This window comes from Bradyrhizobium sp. 139 (genome assembly GCF_023074175.1).
Classification (GTDB): domain Bacteria; phylum Pseudomonadota; class Alphaproteobacteria; order Rhizobiales; family Xanthobacteraceae; genus Bradyrhizobium.
In genome coordinates this window covers 42,577-60,693 of record NZ_JADPKS010000051.1, presented here as the reverse complement: position 1 = coordinate 60,693, position 18,117 = coordinate 42,577, and the positions used below count along the sequence as shown (strand labels likewise).

General features: G+C 63.9%; 14 protein-coding genes and 2 tRNA genes. 8 read left to right on the top strand and 8 right to left on the bottom strand.

Annotation, left to right across the window (positions count from 1 at the left end; all coding sequences use genetic code 11):
* Positions 1-17: 17 nt before the first annotated feature.
* The 6 genes from IVA80_RS13485 to IVA80_RS13460 all read left to right on the top strand — a co-directional run bounded on the left by IVA80_RS13485 (position 18) and on the right by IVA80_RS13460 (position 7,529).
* Positions 18-102: transfer RNA gene (locus IVA80_RS13485), tRNA-Leu, on the top strand.
* Between the two features lie 175 nt (positions 103-277).
* A complete protein-coding gene (gene tig / locus IVA80_RS13480) occupies positions 278-1,639 on the top strand; it encodes a trigger factor (protein ID WP_247430294.1) in 1,362 nt (453 codons plus the stop codon).
* A gap of 284 nt (positions 1,640-1,923) precedes the next feature.
* Positions 1,924-2,559: an ATP-dependent Clp protease proteolytic subunit gene (locus tag IVA80_RS13475; RefSeq protein WP_247430291.1), complete on the top strand. Its 636-nt coding sequence runs from the start codon at positions 1,924-1,926 to the stop codon at positions 2,557-2,559.
* 447 nt (positions 2,560-3,006) lie between these two features.
* Positions 3,007-4,278, top strand: coding sequence for an ATP-dependent Clp protease ATP-binding subunit ClpX (gene clpX / locus IVA80_RS13470; protein WP_045003136.1), 1,272 nt, complete (start codon positions 3,007-3,009; stop codon positions 4,276-4,278).
* Between the two features lie 352 nt (positions 4,279-4,630).
* A complete protein-coding gene (lon, locus tag IVA80_RS13465; RefSeq protein ID WP_247430289.1) occupies positions 4,631-7,054 on the top strand; it encodes an endopeptidase La in 2,424 nt (807 codons plus the stop codon).
* Between the two features lie 70 nt (positions 7,055-7,124).
* Positions 7,125-7,529 (top strand): GFA family protein, encoded by a 405-nt coding sequence (locus tag IVA80_RS13460; protein WP_247430287.1) that lies wholly within the window; start codon positions 7,125-7,127, stop codon positions 7,527-7,529.
* Positions 7,530-7,570: 41 nt separating this feature from the next.
* Here the strand turns inward: IVA80_RS13460 and IVA80_RS13455 are convergent.
* Positions 7,571-7,647, bottom strand: a tRNA-Val gene (locus IVA80_RS13455).
* Positions 7,648-7,967: 320 nt separating this feature from the next.
* The gene (locus tag IVA80_RS13450) at positions 7,968-8,330 is read right to left on the bottom strand and encodes a hypothetical protein (protein ID WP_247430284.1); all 363 of its coding nucleotides are present in this window, start codon (positions 8,328-8,330) and stop codon (positions 7,968-7,970) included.
* A 219-nt stretch (positions 8,331-8,549) separates the two neighbouring features.
* Here IVA80_RS13450 and IVA80_RS13445 point away from each other — a divergent pair, with 219 nt between their 5' ends.
* Positions 8,550-9,410, top strand: a complete 861-nt coding sequence (locus IVA80_RS13445; RefSeq protein ID WP_247430280.1) for a methyltransferase domain-containing protein — start codon at positions 8,550-8,552, stop codon at positions 9,408-9,410.
* 222 nt (positions 9,411-9,632) lie between these two features.
* On the opposite strand, the gene IVA80_RS13440 is transcribed toward IVA80_RS13445, so the two are convergent.
* The 6 genes from IVA80_RS13440 to IVA80_RS13415 form a co-directional block, all read right to left on the bottom strand.
* On the bottom strand, positions 9,633-10,601 hold the full coding sequence (locus tag IVA80_RS13440; protein ID WP_247430277.1) for a cation diffusion facilitator family transporter: 969 nt from the start codon (positions 10,599-10,601) through the stop codon (positions 9,633-9,635).
* Between the two features lie 2 nt (positions 10,602-10,603).
* Positions 10,604-13,816: a CusA/CzcA family heavy metal efflux RND transporter gene (locus IVA80_RS13435; RefSeq protein ID WP_247430274.1), complete on the bottom strand. Its 3,213-nt coding sequence runs from the start codon at positions 13,814-13,816 to the stop codon at positions 10,604-10,606.
* Positions 13,809-14,786: a divalent metal ion exporter adaptor subunit IhpB gene (gene ihpB / locus IVA80_RS13430; protein WP_247430271.1), complete on the bottom strand. Its 978-nt coding sequence runs from the start codon at positions 14,784-14,786 to the stop codon at positions 13,809-13,811. Before ihpB ends, IVA80_RS13435 begins: the two co-directional genes overlap by 8 nt.
* Positions 14,783-16,054: a divalent metal ion exporter subunit IhpA gene (gene ihpA, locus IVA80_RS13425; RefSeq protein WP_247430268.1), complete on the bottom strand. Its 1,272-nt coding sequence runs from the start codon at positions 16,052-16,054 to the stop codon at positions 14,783-14,785. Before ihpA ends, ihpB begins: the two co-directional genes overlap by 4 nt.
* A gap of 55 nt (positions 16,055-16,109) precedes the next feature.
* Complete coding sequence (locus IVA80_RS13420) at positions 16,110-16,472, bottom strand: hypothetical protein (RefSeq protein ID WP_247430265.1); 363 nt, start codon at positions 16,470-16,472, stop codon at positions 16,110-16,112.
* 120 nt (positions 16,473-16,592) lie between these two features.
* A complete protein-coding gene (locus IVA80_RS13415) occupies positions 16,593-16,835 on the bottom strand; it encodes a hypothetical protein (protein WP_247430263.1) in 243 nt (80 codons plus the stop codon).
* Positions 16,836-17,211: 376 nt separating this feature from the next.
* Here IVA80_RS13415 and IVA80_RS13410 point away from each other — a divergent pair, with 376 nt between their 5' ends.
* Positions 17,212-18,105, top strand: a complete 894-nt coding sequence (locus IVA80_RS13410) for a hypothetical protein (RefSeq protein ID WP_247430260.1) — start codon at positions 17,212-17,214, stop codon at positions 18,103-18,105.
* Positions 18,106-18,117 lie beyond the last annotated feature (12 nt).

Here is an 18,117-nt window from a genome sequence, read left to right as displayed (position 1 = left end):
TCTGGATGCAAACTTACGCGGGCGTGGCGGAACTGGTAGACGCGCTGGATTTAGGTTCCAGTGACGAAAGTTGTGGGGGTTCGAGTCCCTCCGCCCGCACCAAGCGCTTTCAGCGTTTGCACGGATTACCGAAGGGCGGCTTCCTGCACGGAGTGTTTCCGGCGGGAGCGGTCCGATGAACCACCGTCGTTGAGGCGTTTGCCTCGCGCCGGATCGATTAATGAGAGCGTCCCGACGCGCAACGTGCCGGGACCGAACGAGAAGAAGATTGGACGCCATGCAGGTCACAGAAACGCTCTCTGAAGGTTTGAAGCACGAGTTCAAGATCAGCGTTCCCGCGTCTGATCTCGACGCCAAGGCCGGCGCCAAACTCGTCGACCTCAAGGACAAGGTCCGCATCAACGGTTTCCGCCCCGGCAAGGTGCCTGTCACTCACCTCAAGAAGGTCTATGGCCGCTCGGTGATGGCCGAGACCATCGACCAGACCATCCGCGACACCAACACGCAGCTGTTCTCCGAGCGCGGCTTCCGCCTTGCGACCGAGCCGAAGATCACCATGCCGAGCGAGCAGGCGGAGGTCGAGGAACTGCTCAGCGGCAAAACCGATCTGACCTACACGGTTGCGATCGAGGTGGTGCCGTCGATCGCGCTCGCCGACTTCAAGAGCTTCCAGGTTGAGAAGCCAGTCGCGGACGTGTCCGATACCGATGTCGACGAGGCCATCAAGCGCATCGCCGACACCAACCGCGGCTATGCCGCAAAGGCCGAGGGCGAGAAGGCCGCCTCCGGTGACCGCGTCACCATCAGCTTCAAGGGCACCATCAATGGCGAGGCCTTCGAGGGCGGCACCGGTGAGGGCATCCAGGTCGTGATCGGGTCCAACACCTTCATCCCCGGCTTCGAGGAGCAACTCACCGGCATCGGCGCCAACGAGACGCGCACGCTGAAAGTGTCATTTCCCAAGAACTACATGAACGACAAGCTCGCCGGCCAGCCGGCCGAGTTTGAGACCACCGCGACCTCGATCGAGGCGCCGCAGGACATCGCGATCGACGACGAGTTCGCCAAGACGCTCGGCCTGGAATCGCTGGACAAGCTGAAGGAAGCCGCGCGCGAGCGTCTGGCTGCCGAGTTCGCTGGCGCGACGCGCCAGCGCGTCAAGCGCGCGCTGCTCGATCGCCTCGACGAGGCGCACCGCTTCGAAGCGCCGCCTTCGCTCGTCGACGAGGAGTTCAATCTGATGTGGAACTCGGTCAAGGCCGAGATGGACTCCGCCGGCAAGACCTTTGCCGACGAGGACACCACCGAAGACGCCGCCAAGGAAGAGTACCGCAAGATCGCCGACCGCCGCGTGCGGCTCGGCCTCGTGCTCTCCGACATCGGCGAGAAGAACAAGATCACCGTGACCGACGACGAGGTCGGCCGCGCCGTGATCGAGCGGGCGCGCTCGATGCCCGGCCGCGAGAAGGAAGTCTGGGACTTTTACCGCAACAACGCCCAGGCGTTGGCCCAGCTTCGTGCACCGATCTATGAGGACAAGGTCGTCGACTTCATCCTCGAACTCGCCAACGTGACCGAGAAGAAGGTCTCGCGCGAGGATCTGTACAAGGACGACGAGGCGGAAAAGACCGCAGCCTGAGAACTCTAGCCTTCTGTTAAGGATGATCAGCAAAGGGGTCCGGCTAGCCATGTGGCTGGCTGGGCCTCTTTGCGAGAATCAGCTTCAAGTGCCCCGTGGATTAAGCCTTAATTCGCTCCGCACTTGTCTGGCGCGAATTGGGCTATATCTGTCGGTGCAGCCCGTACCTACGCCTCTACCTCTACCAACTTTCAGCATCACGGGCGTCCATCGGCCTTCCGGCAAATCCAGCCAAACTGGCAGCCAGGACTGGCGATGTCCGCCTCCTAAAACCCAGGTGACTCATGCGCGATCCGGTTGAAACCTACATGAACCTCGTGCCCATGGTGGTCGAGCAGACCAACCGTGGCGAGCGCGCCTACGACATTTTCTCGCGCCTTCTGAAAGAGCGCATCATCTTCTTGACCGGTCCGGTCGAAGACGGCATGTCGACCCTGATCGTCGCACAGCTGCTGTTCCTTGAGGCGGAAAATCCGAAGAAGGAAATCTCGATGTACATCAACTCGCCGGGCGGCGTGGTGACGTCGGGGCTCGCGATCTACGACACCATGCAATTCATCCGTCCGCCAGTCTCGACGCTATGCACGGGGCAGGCCGCTTCGATGGGTTCGCTGCTGCTCGCCGCCGGCGAAAAGGACATGCGCTTCTCGCTGCCGAACGCGCGCATCATGGTGCATCAGCCCTCCGGCGGCTTCCAAGGCCAGGCCACCGATATCATGCTGCACGCCCAGGAAATCCTGAACCTGAAGAAGCGGCTCAACGAGATCTACGTGAAGCACACCGGCCAGACCTACAAGGCGATTGAGGACGCGCTGGAACGCGACAAGTTCCTGACCGCGAACGACGCCAAGGAGTTTGGTCTGGTCGATAGGGTCATCGACAAGCGCGCCGAAGAAGCGGCAGCCGCGAAGACCCCGTAGCATTACCGGGATTGCAACAGCGATCCCCGGCATTGCATGGGATCGTCAGGGCAGCGTTCACGTTAAGGACGCATTCGCGGGGGCAAAAAAGCCGTTTGTGCCCTGCGACAGGCGGAAAGTTCCGCTTTCGTGCCTGTTTCTGGTGGCAATCCAGCCACGCAACCGCGATTTCGATCACTTCGCCCGTGCCAAGACGTGAAATCACGGTATTGTCACGGGTAGCCGGCGACCCCTCGATTAGCGAATTCTTGATAGTCGGGTGACAGCATGGTTGGCTACGAATGATCGGCTATGATCGCGGAGAATCGAGCGACCGTGATTCGCACGGGATGTAACGCGTAGGGTCTTTTTTGGTACGGAATTTGCTCTATTTGAACTTCATGCCGGCCCTCGTGTCGGAATGGAGCGAACGAGCGGAGCGGGATCGAACCGCGGACGGAGACATGAATGAGTAAGGTCGGCACGAGCGACTCCAAGAACACGCTATATTGCTCGTTCTGCGGCAAGAGCCAGCACGAAGTCCGCAAACTGATCGCGGGTCCCACGGTCTTCATCTGCGACGAGTGCGTCGAGCTCTGCATGGACATCATCCGCGAGGAGAACAAATCCTCGCTCGTGAAGTCGCGCGACGGCATTCCGACGCCGAAGGAAATCTGCAAGGTCCTGGACGATTACGTCATCGGCCAGAGCCATGCGAAGAAGGTCCTGTCGGTCGCGGTGCACAACCACTACAAGCGCCTCAACCACCAGACCAAGCACAATGACGTCGAGCTCGCGAAGTCAAATATCCTGCTGATCGGTCCGACCGGTTCGGGCAAGACGCTGCTCGCGCAGACGCTCGCCCGCATCCTGGACGTTCCGTTCACGATGGCCGATGCAACGACGCTGACCGAGGCCGGCTATGTCGGCGAGGACGTCGAGAACATCATCCTGAAGCTGCTGCAGTCCGCCGACTACAATGTCGAGCGCGCCCAGCGCGGCATCGTCTACATCGACGAAATCGACAAGATCAGCCGCAAGTCCGACAATCCCTCGATCACGCGCGACGTGTCGGGTGAGGGCGTGCAGCAGGCGCTGCTCAAGATCATGGAAGGCACGGTGGCGTCGGTCCCGCCGCAGGGCGGCCGCAAGCATCCGCAGCAGGAATTCCTGCAGGTGGACACCACCAACATCCTGTTCATCTGCGGCGGTGCGTTCTCGGGCCTGGAGAAGATCATCTCGGCACGTGGCCGGTCGACCTCGATCGGTTTCGCCGCTCAGGTGCTGGCGCCGGAAGACCGCCGTACCGGTGAAATCTTCCGTCACGTCGAGCCCGAGGATCTCCTGAAGTACGGCCTGATCCCGGAGTTCGTCGGCCGTCTGCCCGTCGTGGCGACGCTGGAGGATCTCGACGAGGCTTCGCTCAAGAAGATTTTGGTCGAGCCGAAGAACGCGCTGGTGAAGCAGTACCAGCGGCTGTTCGAGATGGAGAACATCGAGCTGACCTTCGCCGACGAGGCGCTTGGCGCGGTTGCCCGCAGGGCGATCGAGCGCAAGACCGGCGCGCGCGGACTGCGTTCGATCCTCGAGGCGATCCTGCTCGAGACCATGTTCGACCTGCCGGGCCTGGAAGGTGTGGAAGAAGTCGTGATTTCGCGCGAAGTCGTGGAAGGCACGGCGCGTCCGCTCTACATCTATGCCGATCGCTCCGATCGTGCTGTCGAGAACGCCAGCGCCTGATTTGCGGCGCTGGAGCACTCCAATCGTCCCAACAGGTCCAATCGTCCCATCAAGTAAGGGCTGCGGAAAGTATCTCCGCAGCCGGTGTTTCGTCGCTTGCCCGCATGCGTAAGCGCCTGATGGCGCGCGTCTTTCAATGACTTGACACCCCCCCGGTCGATAGCCACCTAATGTCGGCGGCGAGCAAGAATACTGTTCAAGATTCGCCTCAGTTCCGATCCGGCAAGCCGGTCCAAGTCTATCAAGTCTATAATGGGACCGACCGGTTCTGCGGATCACTTCGGCACCTTGTGGCGGTTGCGCATGAGCATGGCGGGCTGCGTGCAAGGGGGCACAGCAAAAGGAAAAGGCCATGACTAATCCAAAACCCAGGCCAACCATCGCCCATGGCGAAACGCACGCCTATCCCGTGCTGCCGCTGCGCGACATCGTCGTCTTCCCGCACATGATCGTCCCGCTCTTCGTCGGCCGCGAGAAGTCGATCCGCGCGCTCGAAGAGGTGATGAAGAACGATGCGCTGATCATGCTCGCGACGCAGAAGAACGCGTCCGACGATGATCCGGCGCCCGATGCCATTTACGAGACCGGTACGCTTGCCAGCGTGCTCCAGCTCTTGAAGCTTCCCGACGGCACCGTGAAGGTGCTGGTCGAAGGGCTCGAGCGGGCGCGCGTGCAGAAGTACACCGATCGCAGCGAGTATTATGAAGCAACTGCGATTGCGCTCGCCGACACCGATGCGAAATCGGTCGAGGCGGAAGCGTTGTCGCGCTCGGTCGTGTCCGACTTCGAGAGCTACGTGAAGCTCAACAAGAAGATCTCGGCTGAGGTCGTCGGCGTGGTGCAGGCGATCACTGATTTCGCCAAGCTGGCCGACACCGTTGCTTCGCATCTCGCCGTCAAGATCGCGGATCGCCAGCAAATCCTGGAGACGCTGTCGGTCACGCAGCGCCTGGAGAAGGTGCTCGGCTTGATGGAGAGCGAGATTTCGGTGCTCCAGGTCGAGAAGCGCATCCGCTCGCGCGTCAAGCGCCAGATGGAGAAGACCCAGCGCGAGTATTATCTCAACGAGCAGATGAAGGCGATCCAGAAGGAGCTCGGCGACGATGACGGTCGCGATGAGCTCGCCGATCTCGAAGAAAAGATCTCCAAGACCAAGCTCTCCAAGGAAGCCCGCGAGAAGGCGCAGCATGAATTGAAGAAGCTGCGCCAGATGTCGCCGATGTCCGCGGAAGCGACCGTCGTGCGCAACTATCTGGATTGGCTGCTGTCGATCCCGTGGAACAAGAAGTCCAAGGTGAAAAAGGATCTGGAAGCCGCCCAGGCGGTTCTGGATGCCGATCACTACGGGCTGGAGAAGGTCAAGGACCGCATCGTCGAGTATCTCGCGGTGCAGTCGCGCGCCAACAAGCTGACCGGACCGATCCTGTGCCTCGTCGGGCCTCCCGGCGTCGGCAAGACCTCGCTGGGCAAGTCGATCGCGAAGGCGACGGGGCGCGAATTCGTGCGCGTCTCGCTCGGCGGCGTGCGCGACGAGGCCGAGATCCGCGGTCACCGCCGCACCTATATCGGCTCGATGCCCGGCAAGATCATCCAGTCGATGCGCAAGGCGAAGTCGTCCAATCCGCTGTTCCTGCTGGACGAGATCGACAAGATGGGCGCCGATTTCCGCGGCGATCCGTCCTCGGCGCTGCTCGAGGTTCTCGATCCCGAGCAGAACGCGACCTTCAACGATCACTATCTCGAGGTCGACTACGATCTGTCCAACGTGATGTTCATCACGACCGCGAATACGCTCAATATTCCCGGCCCGCTGATGGACCGCATGGAGATCATCCGGATCGCGGGCTACACCGAGAACGAGAAGGTCGAGATCGCGCGCAAGCATCTGATCCCGACAGCGGTGTCCAAGCACGGCCTGGACTCCAAGGAGTTCTCGATCGACGACGACGCGCTGCTGCTTCTGATCCGCCGCTACACCCGCGAAGCGGGCGTGCGTAACCTGGAGCGTGAGCTTTCGACACTCGCCCGCAAGGCGGTGAAGGAGCTGATGATCTCCAAGAAGAAGTCGGTCAAGGTCACCGAGAAGACTCTGGAAGAGTTGCTCGGCGTGCCGAAGTACCGCTTCGGCGAGATCGAGAGCGAGCCGCAGGTCGGCATCGTCACCGGCCTTGCCTGGACCGATGTCGGCGGCGAGTTGCTGACCATCGAAGGCGTCATGATGCCCGGCAAGGGCAAGATGACGGTCACGGGCAATCTGCGCGACGTGATGAAGGAATCGATCTCGGCGGCGGCGTCCTACGTCCGCTCGCGCGCGATCGTCTACGGCATCGAGCCGCCGCTGTTCGACCGGCGCGACATCCACGTGCACGTGCCGGAAGGTGCGACGCCGAAGGACGGTCCGTCGGCGGGCGTGGCAATGGCCACCGCGATCATCTCGGTCATGACCGGCATTCCGGTTCGCCATGATGTCGCGATGACCGGCGAGATCACGCTGCGCGGCCGCGTGCTGCCGATCGGCGGCTTGAAGGAGAAGCTGCTGGCTGCTGCCCGCGGTGGCATCAAGACGGTGCTGATCCCCGAGGACAACGCCAAGGATCTCACGGAGATTTCCGATGCGATCAAGGGCGGCATGGAGATCATCCCGGTGTCGCGTCTGGACGACGTCGTCGCCAAGGCGCTGGTGAAGAAGCCGGTGCCGATCGTCTGGGAAGAGGACACCAAGGTGACGGTGAAGTCCGACGGCGACGAAGCCGCTGGCGGCCTGACCGCTCACTAAGGTTCAACGAAACATGATAAAACGGCGCCTTCGGGCGCCGTTTTTGCTTGGGGGGCAAGGGACGAGGTCAATGCAGATCGACGGGCAATGCCATTGCGGGAAGATCACCTATGAGGCCGAGATCGACCCGGAGGCCGTCTCGGTCTGCCACTGCCGCGACTGTCAGACCCTGACGGGATCGCCGTTCCGGGTGACCGCGGTCTGCACCAGTGCCGACGTCAAGCTGACCGGCGGCATGCCAAGAATCTACGGCAAGCGCGGCGACAACGGTCGAATGCGCTTCCAGCACTTCTGCGGCGATTGCGGTTCCCCGCTGTTCACGAGCGGCGAGGGCGACCAGGCCGACGATTGGGGCATTCGCTGGGGCAGCATCCGCCAGCGCGACGTCTTGCGGCCGAGCCGCCAGATCTGGTGCCAGTCGGCTGTGGTGTGGATCGACGCGGTGCCCGGTCTGCCGGGGAGGCCGGGGGATTGAGCCCGGCTTGCCAAACCGAAGCTCGCGAAGCGGTCGAAGGCTGGTGGGCGGTCACGGATTCGAACCGCGGACCCTCTCGGTGTAAACGAGATGCTCTAACCAGCTGAGCTAACCGCCCCACAGCGTCTCTTTAGCCCCGCGGCGGGTGTTGGAGCAAGGGCCGTACGCGTCGTAGTTCTGCCCCAGGCAATTGGGCGCGGAGCAGGTGTCCGACGGAATGTTGACAGCGGCCCCTTGGCCAAATGCTGTGAGCATTTGACCGCTTTGTTCGCGTCGCACAAGAACCCCCCCGGCAGGTCCCGCTGCCAGGGCATTCCCTTTTTTGCAGTGCGAATCTGTCATCGGAGCAGGATCGATTTCAACGCCCCTTCGCGACGAGGAGGCGATGTTCGTGCCCGCCCGCCGCCGCAGCACTTCGACGAGACCTCCCGCCCGGTCTCAGGCGGTCTTGGTGAACATCGTCAGGACGCCGTCCGCGATGTTGATCGCGACGACTTGCGACGAATTCAAGCCCTTGGCCTTAAGGACGGACGCAGCCTGCGGCGTGGCGTCGATAGACTTCCGAAGCGACTGTATGTCTTCGTCGCTTGTATGCGCCACGATTTCATCGACCTTCGCGCGCACTGCCGGCTGCAATTCCTTGACATCGACGACCTCTATGCTCCGTATCACTGTCTTGGACTGATCGGACTGAGACTCGGTGCCCGGTTGCGAAGAAGGTTTCTGTGCCTGCACGAGAGCCGGCGTTCCGATGGAGAGAGCTGCAACGATGACGGATACCGTGAAGCTGCGCATGGTCATGCCTTTCCGGTTTGAGGAACGGGAAGACTATCGACCAAATCTGGTTGGCGTCTGATTCTGATGTGGCCGTTCGGTGAAACCAATGCGGCTGTAATGCGCACACACCGCGGCGGCTCTGGTAATGTTCCCTCGTCTGCCGGTCTTGGTCCGAAGTCGACGCGTTGAACTGGACAGGATGCAGTCACATGACATTCGTCTTGACAATATTGGAGAGGAATAATGGGCAGCGCTACTGGCCACGAACCCAATGCCGACCAGATCGCCTACTGGAACGGGCCGGGCGGGCAGCGCTGGGCCGATCGCCACGCGGCGCAGGAAAGCCTGCTTGGACCCATTGCCGACGTGCTGATCGACCGCGCCAGGCCGAGGCCGGGCGAACGCGTCCTCGATGTCGGCTGCGGCTCCGGTGCGACGACGTTCGCGTTCGCGAAGGCGGTCGCGCCTGATGGCTTTGCGCTCGGCCTCGACGTTTCCGACCCGATGCTGTCGCAGGCACGCATGCTGGCGCCAAAAGGCCTGCCGCTCGATTTCGTGCTGGCGGATGCGACGGTGCATCCGTTCGAGCCGGCGAGTTTTGATCTGCTGGCCTCGCGTTTCGGCGTGATGTTCTTCGCCGATCCGGTCGCGTCCTTCACGAACCTCCGTCGCGCGCTGAAACCGTCGGGACGGCTGGCGTTTGCCTGCTGGCGCGAGCCGAAGGAAAACCCCTGGATGATGGCGCCGCTGACGGCGGTCTACAAACACGTCCCGAAAATGCCGCCGGTCGGGCCGGAAGAGCCGGGCCCGTTTGCCTTCGCATCCGAAGAGCGCGTGGTGCGCATCCTCAAGGGCGCCGGCTTCGTCGACGTGGCGATGGAGCCGCACAATCTCGCGATGGACATCGCGATCGGCGGTGGTCTCGAAGCCGCGGTCGACGGCTCGCTCCAGATCGGTCCCGCCAGCCGCGCGCTCCAGGGCCATCCGCCGGAGACGTACCAGGCCGCAAAAGCCTCGATCCGCGAGATGCTCGCGCCGTTCCTGAAGGGGCAGAGCGTGGTGTTGCAGGGCGCGATCTGGATCGTGACGGCGAACGCGGCGTAAGGCGCTGCTGTTTGAACGTTGCTGTATGTAAGCTGTTTGCCAAACATTCAGTGTCGTCCCGGCGAAGGCCGGGATCCATACCCCGGGGAGTGGTTGTAGCGTCAAGCTGCAACCCCGAGTCTTCGCCAAACCACGTCCTGTGCTTATGGGTCCGGATCTACGCGCGCTTTGGGCGCGCTTGTCCGGAACGACGCCGGAAATTGGGGCCAAGCCAATACGGCCTCACACCACATCATCCGGCGCCAGCGCGCAGCCATTGTCGGGATGCGTCTCCACCTGAAGCGTGGTGTGGCCGATGCGGAACGACGCCTTCAGCTTCTGTGCCGTCTCCATCAGGAACACGTCGCCGGCGCCGGCGGGCATGACCAGATGACAGGTCAGCGCCGTCTCTGTGGTCGAGATCGGCCAGACGTGGAGATCGTGGATCGCGGCAACACCGGGACGCGCGAGCAAAAAGGCCCTGATCGCCGCAAGGTCAGTGCCCTTGGGCGCCGCCGCCATCGACATGTCGATGGAGCCGCGCAGCAGGCTGGTGGTGCTCCAGAGGATGGTGACGCAGATGATGAGGCTGGTGACGGGATCGAGCCAGAGCCAGCCGGTCCAGATGATCAGCGCCGCCGAAACCACCACGCCGAGCGAGACCGCAGCGTCGGCCGCCATGTGCAGATAGGCGCCCTCGATGTTGATGTCGTCCTTGCGTCCGCGCGCGAACAGCAGGGCGGTGAAGCCGTTGACGAGGATGCCGATGCCGGCGACCACCATCACCGTGATGCCCGCGACCGGCTCCGGCTCGCGCAGCCGCAAAATCGCCTCCCAGCCGATCGCACCGGTTGCGACCAGCAGGAACACGGCGTTCGCCAGCGCTGCCAGGATGGTGGAGGCGCGAAAGCCATAGGTGAAGCGGCCGCTCGGCGCGCGCCTTGCCGCAATCGATGCGCCCCAGGCCACGACGAGGCCGAGCACGTCGCTGAGATTATGGCCGGCGTCCGCGAGCAGGGCAGTGGAGTTGCCGATATAGCCATAGACCGCTTCGGCCACGACCAGCGCTGCGTTGAGCGATATGCTGATCGTGAACGCCTTGCCGAAATTTGCGGGAGCATGGACATGGGCGTGGCCGTGGTCGTGACCATGACCATGCGCCTGGCCGCCATGATCGTGGTGGCGATGACCGTGATGGTCGTGGCTGCTCAAATCTAGCGCTCCGCGGACGCTGCCAAATCAGGCGCCATTGTAGGCGTTTCGTTTGCCGCGTCACGACGGAACAGCACGTAGAGCGCCGGCAGCACCAGCAGCGTCAGCACCGTCGAGGAGATGATCCCGCCGATCACCACGGTCGCGAGCGGCCGCTGCACCTCGGCGCCAGCGCCGGTGGCGAGCGCCATCGGCACGAAACCGAGGGAGGCGACCAGCGCGGTCATCAACACCGGCCGCAGCCGCGTCAGCGCGCCCTCGCGCACGGCCTCCACGATGGGCCGTCCCTCGCTGCGCAGCCGCTCGATGAAGGCGATGATGACGAGGCCGTTGAGCACGGCGACGCCCGACAGCGCGATGAAGCCGACACCGGCGCTGATCGACAGCGGGATGTCGCGCAGCAGCAGCGCCGCAACGCCGCCGGTCAACGCCAGCGGCACGCCGGAGAACACGAGCGCCGCATCCGCCGCCGATCCCATGCCCATGAACAGCAGCAGGAACACCAGCAGGAGCGCCACCGGCACCACGATCGTCAGCCGCTTGGTCGCTGAGACCAACTGCTCGAACTGTCCGCCCCAGCCGATCCAGTAGCCCGGCGGCAGCTTGACCTTCTGCGCCACGGCCGCCTCGGCCTCGGTGACGAAGGAGCGCAGGTCGCGTCCGCGGACGTTGGCCATCACCACCACACGGCGCTTGCCGTTCTCGCGGCTGATCTGGTTCGGGCCCGGCGCGATCTCGATCGTTGCGACAGAGGACAGGGGGACGTACCGCAGCGTTGTACTCGCGGTCCCCGGCCATGCGGTTTTGGTGACGGCTGTCGTGTCCTCGCCCGGCGGCAGCGGGATCGGCAGCGACTTGATTGCATCCGGGCTGGCGCGAAGGTTTTCTGGCAGGCGCACCACGATATCGAAGCGGCGATCGCCCTCGAACAGTTTTCCAACGGGTTTTCCTCCGATCGCGATCTCGACGAGGTTTTGCACCTCGCCGACGCTGAGGCCGTAACGCGACAGCGCCTGGCGGTCGAGCTTCACGGTGAGGATCGGCAGGCCGGCGATTTGCTCCGTCTTGACGTCGGCTGCGCCTTCGATGCCGCGAACCGCGCCGTGGACCTGCTGGGCGATGCCCGCGAGCACGTCGAGATCGTCGCCGAAGATCTTGATGCCGACGTCGCTCCTGATCCCCGCGATCAGCTCGTTGAAGCGCATCTGGATCGGCTGGGTCATGCCATAGGCGGCGCCGGGGAGGGTGTTGGCCGCACGTTCGAGTTCGACGACCACTTCATCCTTTGGCTTCGCAGGATCGGGCCATTCCTCGCGCGGCTTCAGCGTCACATAGGTGTCTGCCACGTTCGGCGGCATCGGGTCGTTGGCGATCTCGGCGGTGCCGACCTTGGAAAAGATGGTCGCCACCTCCGGAACCTGCTTGATTGCCTTCTCCAGCCGAAGCTGCATGTCGACGCTCTGGGTGAGGCTGGTGCCAGGAATCCGGATGGTCTCGATGGTGATGTCGCCTTCGTCGAGGCTTGGGATGAACTCGCCACCCATGCGGGTTGCGGCAAGAAGGCTGCCGGCGACGATCAGGACGGCGCCGAGCGCGACGCTGCGGCGGAAGCGGATGGTGCGGTCGAGCAGCGGGACGTAGAGCCGCTTGGCTGCGCGCATGAACATGTTTTCGTTTTCCGAGATCCTGCCGGTAACGAAGATCGCGACCGCGGCCGGGACAAAGGTCACCGACAGCAATGCGGCGCTGGCGAGCGCCATCAGCACGGTGAGCGCCATCGGCGTGAACATCTTGCCCTCGGTCCCCGTCAGTGTCAGGACCGGAAGATAGACCACGGCAATGATGAGTGTACCGAACAGGCTCGGCTTGATGACCTCGCTGGCGCCCGCGAGGATCGTCTCCATCCGCTCCTCCAGTGAGAGCAGGCGTCCGCGATGGTGCTGCTCGGCGGCGAGCACCCTGAGGCAGTTCTCGACGATGATGACAGCACCATCGACGATGATGCCGAAATCGATCGCTCCCAGGCTCATCAGATTGGCGCTGACCTTGCTCCCGACCATGCCGCTGATCGTGAACAGCATGGAGAGGGGAATGACACAGGCGGTGATCAGCGCGGCGCGGATGTTGCCGAGAATCAGGAACAGCACTGCGATCACCAGCGCTGCGCCCTCGACCAGATTGGTCTCGACTGTCTGGATGGTCGCTTCCACCAGATGCGTGCGGTCATAGACGGCGTGCGCAATCACGCCCTCGGGGAGCGATTTGGCGATCTCCTTGAGCCTTGCGGCGACGCGCTGGGCCACGGTGCGGCTGTTTTCGCCGATCAGCAGCATGGCGGTGCCGAGCACGGTCTCCTTGCCGTTCGCCGACGCCGCGCCCGTGCGCAGGTCTTGGCCCTCCTGCACGTCGGCGACATCGCGGATGCGCACCGGCACTCCGCCGCGCGAGCCGATCACGATGTCCTTGATTTCCTGGATATTGGCGACCTGCCCGGGGGCACGGACGAGATATTGCTCGCCGTTGCGCTCGATATAGCCGGCGCCGACGTTGGCATTGTTGACGGCAAGCGCCGTCATGATGTCGCGAAAGCTGAGGCGATAGGCCATCAGCCGGCCCGGGATCGGCAGCACGTGGAACTGCCGCTCATAGCCGCCGATCGAGTTGACCTCGATCACGCCGGGGATCGTGCGCAGCTGCGGCTTGATGATCCAGTCCTGGACGGTCCGCAGCTCGGTCGGAGTGAAATCGGCGCCGGTCGCCGATTTCGCGCCGGGCTTGGCTTCGACGGAATAGACGTAGATTTCACCGAGGCCGGTGGAGATCGGCCCCATCGCGACCTCGGTGCCGGCCGGCAACTGGTCGCGGGCTTGCTGGATGCGTTCATTGACGAGCTGGCGCGCGAAATAGATGTCGGTGCCGTCCTGGAACACGACCGTGACCTGGCTCAGGCCGTAGCGCGAGATCGAGCGCGTGTAGTCGAGCTTGGGCAAGCCCCCCATTACGGTCTCGATCGGGAAGGTGATGCGCTGCTCGGCTTCAAGCGGCGACAGGCCGGGTGCTCGGGTGTTGATCTGAACCTGGACGTTGGTGACGTCGGGTACGGCGTCGATCGGAAGCCGGGTGAAATTCCAGGCGCCGAAAACGCCAGCCGCGAGCGCGAGGAGAACCACGAGCCAGCGTTGACGAATGGAGACGGCGAGGAGGGCGTCAATCATGATCGGCATCTCCCTTGCCCATCTCCGCCTTGACCACAAAACTGTTTTCGGCGACGTAGCGCTCGCCGGCCGACAGTCCCGCCCGGATCTCCACGAATTGCGGGTCGGAATCCCCGAGCTCGACGGGGCGCGCCTCGATCTTGTCGCCGTCCTCGCGGACGAACACGATGGTCCTGTTCTCCAGTGTCTGGATCGCGCTTCGGCGCACGGCAACCGCGACGTTGCGCGCGGCGAGGATCAACCGCGCCGTGACGAACAGGCCGGGACGCAAACGCCCGTCCGGATTTGACAGCACCACGCGGGCGAGGGCGGTTTGGGTCTCACTACTGCCGATCGGCGCCATGTAGGAGATCGTGCCCTTGATCTCGCCACGGCCATCGTCGGGCTCGATCAGAACTTCGTCGTTGAGGCGAACGCGCCGCAGATCCTGCCGATAGATCGAGAGGTCGACCCAGATGGTGGAGAGGTCGGCGACGACGAAGGCCGGCTTCTGCTCGGAGGCGTATTCGCCGAGTGAAATCTGCCGTTCGATGACGGTACCCGCGATCGGCGCCTTGAGCTCATAGACGGTGAGGCTCTGGTTGCTCTCGATCGTGGCAAGCAATTCGTCCTTGCCGACCTTATCGCCGATGCGCTTCTGGATCGACTTGGCGAGCCCGGGAAAGCGCGGCGTCACCTGCACGACCGCTTCCTGGTTGGCGCGCAAGATGCCGTTGAAAGACAGCGTATCGGTCAGCGTCGCGCTTGCGGCTTGCGCCAGCGTCACGCCTGCGGCCGCCAGCTTGACGTCGGAGATGCGGATGCGATCGGCGCCGTGCTCGTCCTGCTCGACATGGTCGTTCGGCTTCTCCGGCTTCTTCTCCGCGGCGTGCTCGGCGGGCGCGACCCTGGCCGGCGCGAGCATGGAGTAGCCGTAAGCGCCGAGTGCGGCGGCAACGAGCGCGACGAGAATGGTGGAGGACGTCTTCATCGTGCGCTCTCCCGCGCCAGCGCAAAGGGATTGCCGACGAGGCCTTCGATGGTCGCAACACCCGCGTGGAAGTTTTGGAGCGCCTCCTGCTCGCGCAGCCGCGCTTGCGCGACGCTCGCCTGGGCGTCGAGCACTTCGAGCAGGGTGAAGCGGCCCTGGCCGTAGCCCTGCGCGATCGCTTCCGACGCTTCGGTCGCCTTCGGAATCGCGGTGTCGCGCAGCAGCGCGAGCTCGCGCAGCGAGCCCTGGAGCGAATCGTAGGCGCGGCCGGCGACCACGATCAACGTGTTGCGGTTGGCCTCGCGCTCGGCCTTGGTCTTGGTGAGGCTTTCCTGCGCCGAAAGGATGTTGCCCTGGTTCTGATCGAACACGGGGATCGGCACCGAGACGGTGATGCGCGCCGCATCGTCATTGGTTTCGTTGAAGTGACGCCAACCGGCGGCGATCCGCACGTCGGGATAGGGCTTGAGCCGCGCCAGCAACAGCTCCGCGTTGCGCTGCGCATACACCGCGGTCCAGCGCGCCAGTTGGGGATTGGCGTCGATGGCGGCGACCACGGACTGGAACATGGGTGGCCGTCCCGTGTCGAGCCGGCCGGAGACTTCGCCGAATTTCGGCGCGGGATCGCCCATCAGCACCGCAAGCTCGCGCCGGGCGCTGGCCAGGGTTGCCTTGAAGCGTTCGCGGTCCGCCTTGACCAAGGCGGAGGCGACTTCGGCGCGGCCGGTCTCAGCCGGCGAGGAGGCGCCGGCCTCGACGCGGCGGCGCAACAGCGGCGTCAGCCGGTCGATTGCCGCAATCTGCTCGTCGAGGATCTGGATGCGGCGCTGCGCGCCGAGCACGCTCAGAAAAGCGATGGCAGTCTCGGACAGCACCTCGAGCCTGACGGCCTTGCGCTGGATCGCGGCGACCTCGACGCCGGCGACGCCCGCGGCAATCCGCGCGTCGCGCTTGCCGAACAGCTCGAAGGCCTGGCTGATCTGAACCGTGGTCTCGGCCGATTTTGTGCCGCGATAGATGCCCGACCCGAACGAATTGTCCTGTTCATAGGACAGTTCCGGATTGAGCAGGGCGCCGGCCTGGATGCGCTGGCCCGTGGCGATGCCGACGTCGCGCTCCGCTGCGGTGAGCCGCGGGCTCGCAGTCAGCGCGCGCGACAGCGCGGCGCGCATGGTCAAAGTCTGGCCGTGAGACGGAGCAAGCGCCAATCCGGCAATCAGACACGCTGCCGCGCACGTCAGGCGCGCGGCCATTCCCCTGCGAAACATGAAACCGACCTGTGAAGGATGAACCTAATGGGCGCGGGGCACCCGACCAATCCGTTCAGGCAATATGCTTGGGAGGCGGGGAGTCGGTATCGGGGATAATTCCGGTGAGCCGGGGTGCATGTTGCGGGCTCGATGCAGACACGAGCGCGCTCGATGCGGCCGGCGGCGTCGGCTGCGCCACCGTCACCGAGAAGCAGCCATGGCAATGATGGCCGCCGATTGTCTTGTAGTCGCCGTGGCCGGCGGAGCCATCAAGGACCGCGGCGATCTCCGAGCCGCCGCCGGGCGTGGTGACGTCGATGTCGTGCAGGCCGTGCAGCGCGCCCGCGAGCAGATAGACAACCGCGATCAGCACAGACAGCAGCCCGCGCCAGTTGGGCGGGCGGCAAGATCCTGAGGCTTGGCGGTTCGCGAGCACGACGTCACTCTGGTTGCGGTCTGCGCCCGGCCTAACATAGGGGTGGGAACAGTGTCGACCCGCAACATTGTTTCGTCCGTGGAACAATTGCCGCAGCAGCGCGTGCGTTGTGACCGCTTTTCATTGGCGCGCGATGACGCGCGGGCGTGAGGCGAAGGTCTCGATCGCCGCTGTGCGGGCCGGCTCCGGAGCACAGCAAGTGTCGTCAGCCTCAACCGTAATGACGGCGTGATAGCTGGCTTCCATTGCCCGTTCCAGCCATTTAATGGCTTCATCGATCCATTGGTCGTGGTGCTCGGGATCAGCGATCGCCTTCTCCCGGAATGCATTCGCCTGATGCAGGCACGCCGTTCTGCGATCCACGCGGTGCTCCCCATCTGGAGGTTCCGCCCCGAATCGCATCTTTGATGATCGCGGCACCGGCGTCGTTAACATAGGACAAGGAGGGGACAGATTGGGCGGTGCAAACGGAAAGGCCCAGCCCGGGGCTGACCGGCTGAGGCCTTTGTGCTCACAATCTTCATCCTTGGGACTTGAGCAGATAATCCACATCGCCCCGGTTCGTTCCCTGGGGATGCCGAATTAGGAACGTTCCTCATTCCTCCTGATTAGCGACCAAGAATGTTTGACAGGAATGGTTGAGGAGGACGGACCATGGATGGATTGATCTATCTCATCGGCTTGATCGTCGTGATCATGGCGATCTTGTCGTTCTTCGGCCTGCGCTGAGAGAGCTGCGATGGCGATCGAAACTCTGGTGCAGGACAACCTGATGGAAGGCGGACTCGCAGCCGCCGAGGAACGCCGGAGCATCCAGTGGAGCTCCGTCATCGCCGGCGCTTTGGCCGCGGGCGCGATGTCGTTCATCCTGGTCAGCTTTGGCGTCGCCATTGGCCTGGGTGTCAGCTCGGCTTCACCGACCTGGCGCGATGCATCGGCTGCGCTGGCGCTGCTGTCGGGGCTCTATTTGATGATCCAGGCGATCATCAGCTTCGGCTTCGGCGGCTACATCGCCGGCCGGACAGCGCGGCCGGCACCTGCGCTGGCCACGATCGAGGACGACGGCGAGCGGCGCGATGGGCTTCATGGGTTGACGTCCTGGGCTCTCGCCGTCTTGATCGGCGCGGCGCTGCTGGCGATCATCAGCGCGGCCGCGGTCGACCGTTCGTCGATGCGCAACTCGTCCGGGAATGCGACCTCCGCCGAGCCGCTGTTGAGCTACGAGCTCGACAAGCTGTTCCGCGCGCCGCGGCGGCCTCCCAACACCGACATGCGGGACGCCCGCGCCGAAGCCGGACGCATCCTGATGACGTCATCGAGCCATAGCGGCGTCAGTACGGACGATCGCAACTACCTCGTGCAGCAGGTCTCCGCGCTGACAGGATTGGCGGCGGCCGAGTCCGAACGTCGGGTCGACGCCCTGATCGCGGATGCGCGGACGGCAATCAACCGCGCGCGGCGCAACTCGGTCATCGTCGCCTTCTCGGTGGCTGCAGCGGCCCTGATCGGCGCTGCGGTGGCCTGGGCTGCGGCGGCTGCCGGCGGGCGGCACCGCGATGGCAAGCCGCTGCCGAACTGGATGGCGAGCTCGAACCGCTTCCATCGCAGCCCTCGCTCCATGCCGGTGCCGTAGCTCCCAAGATGA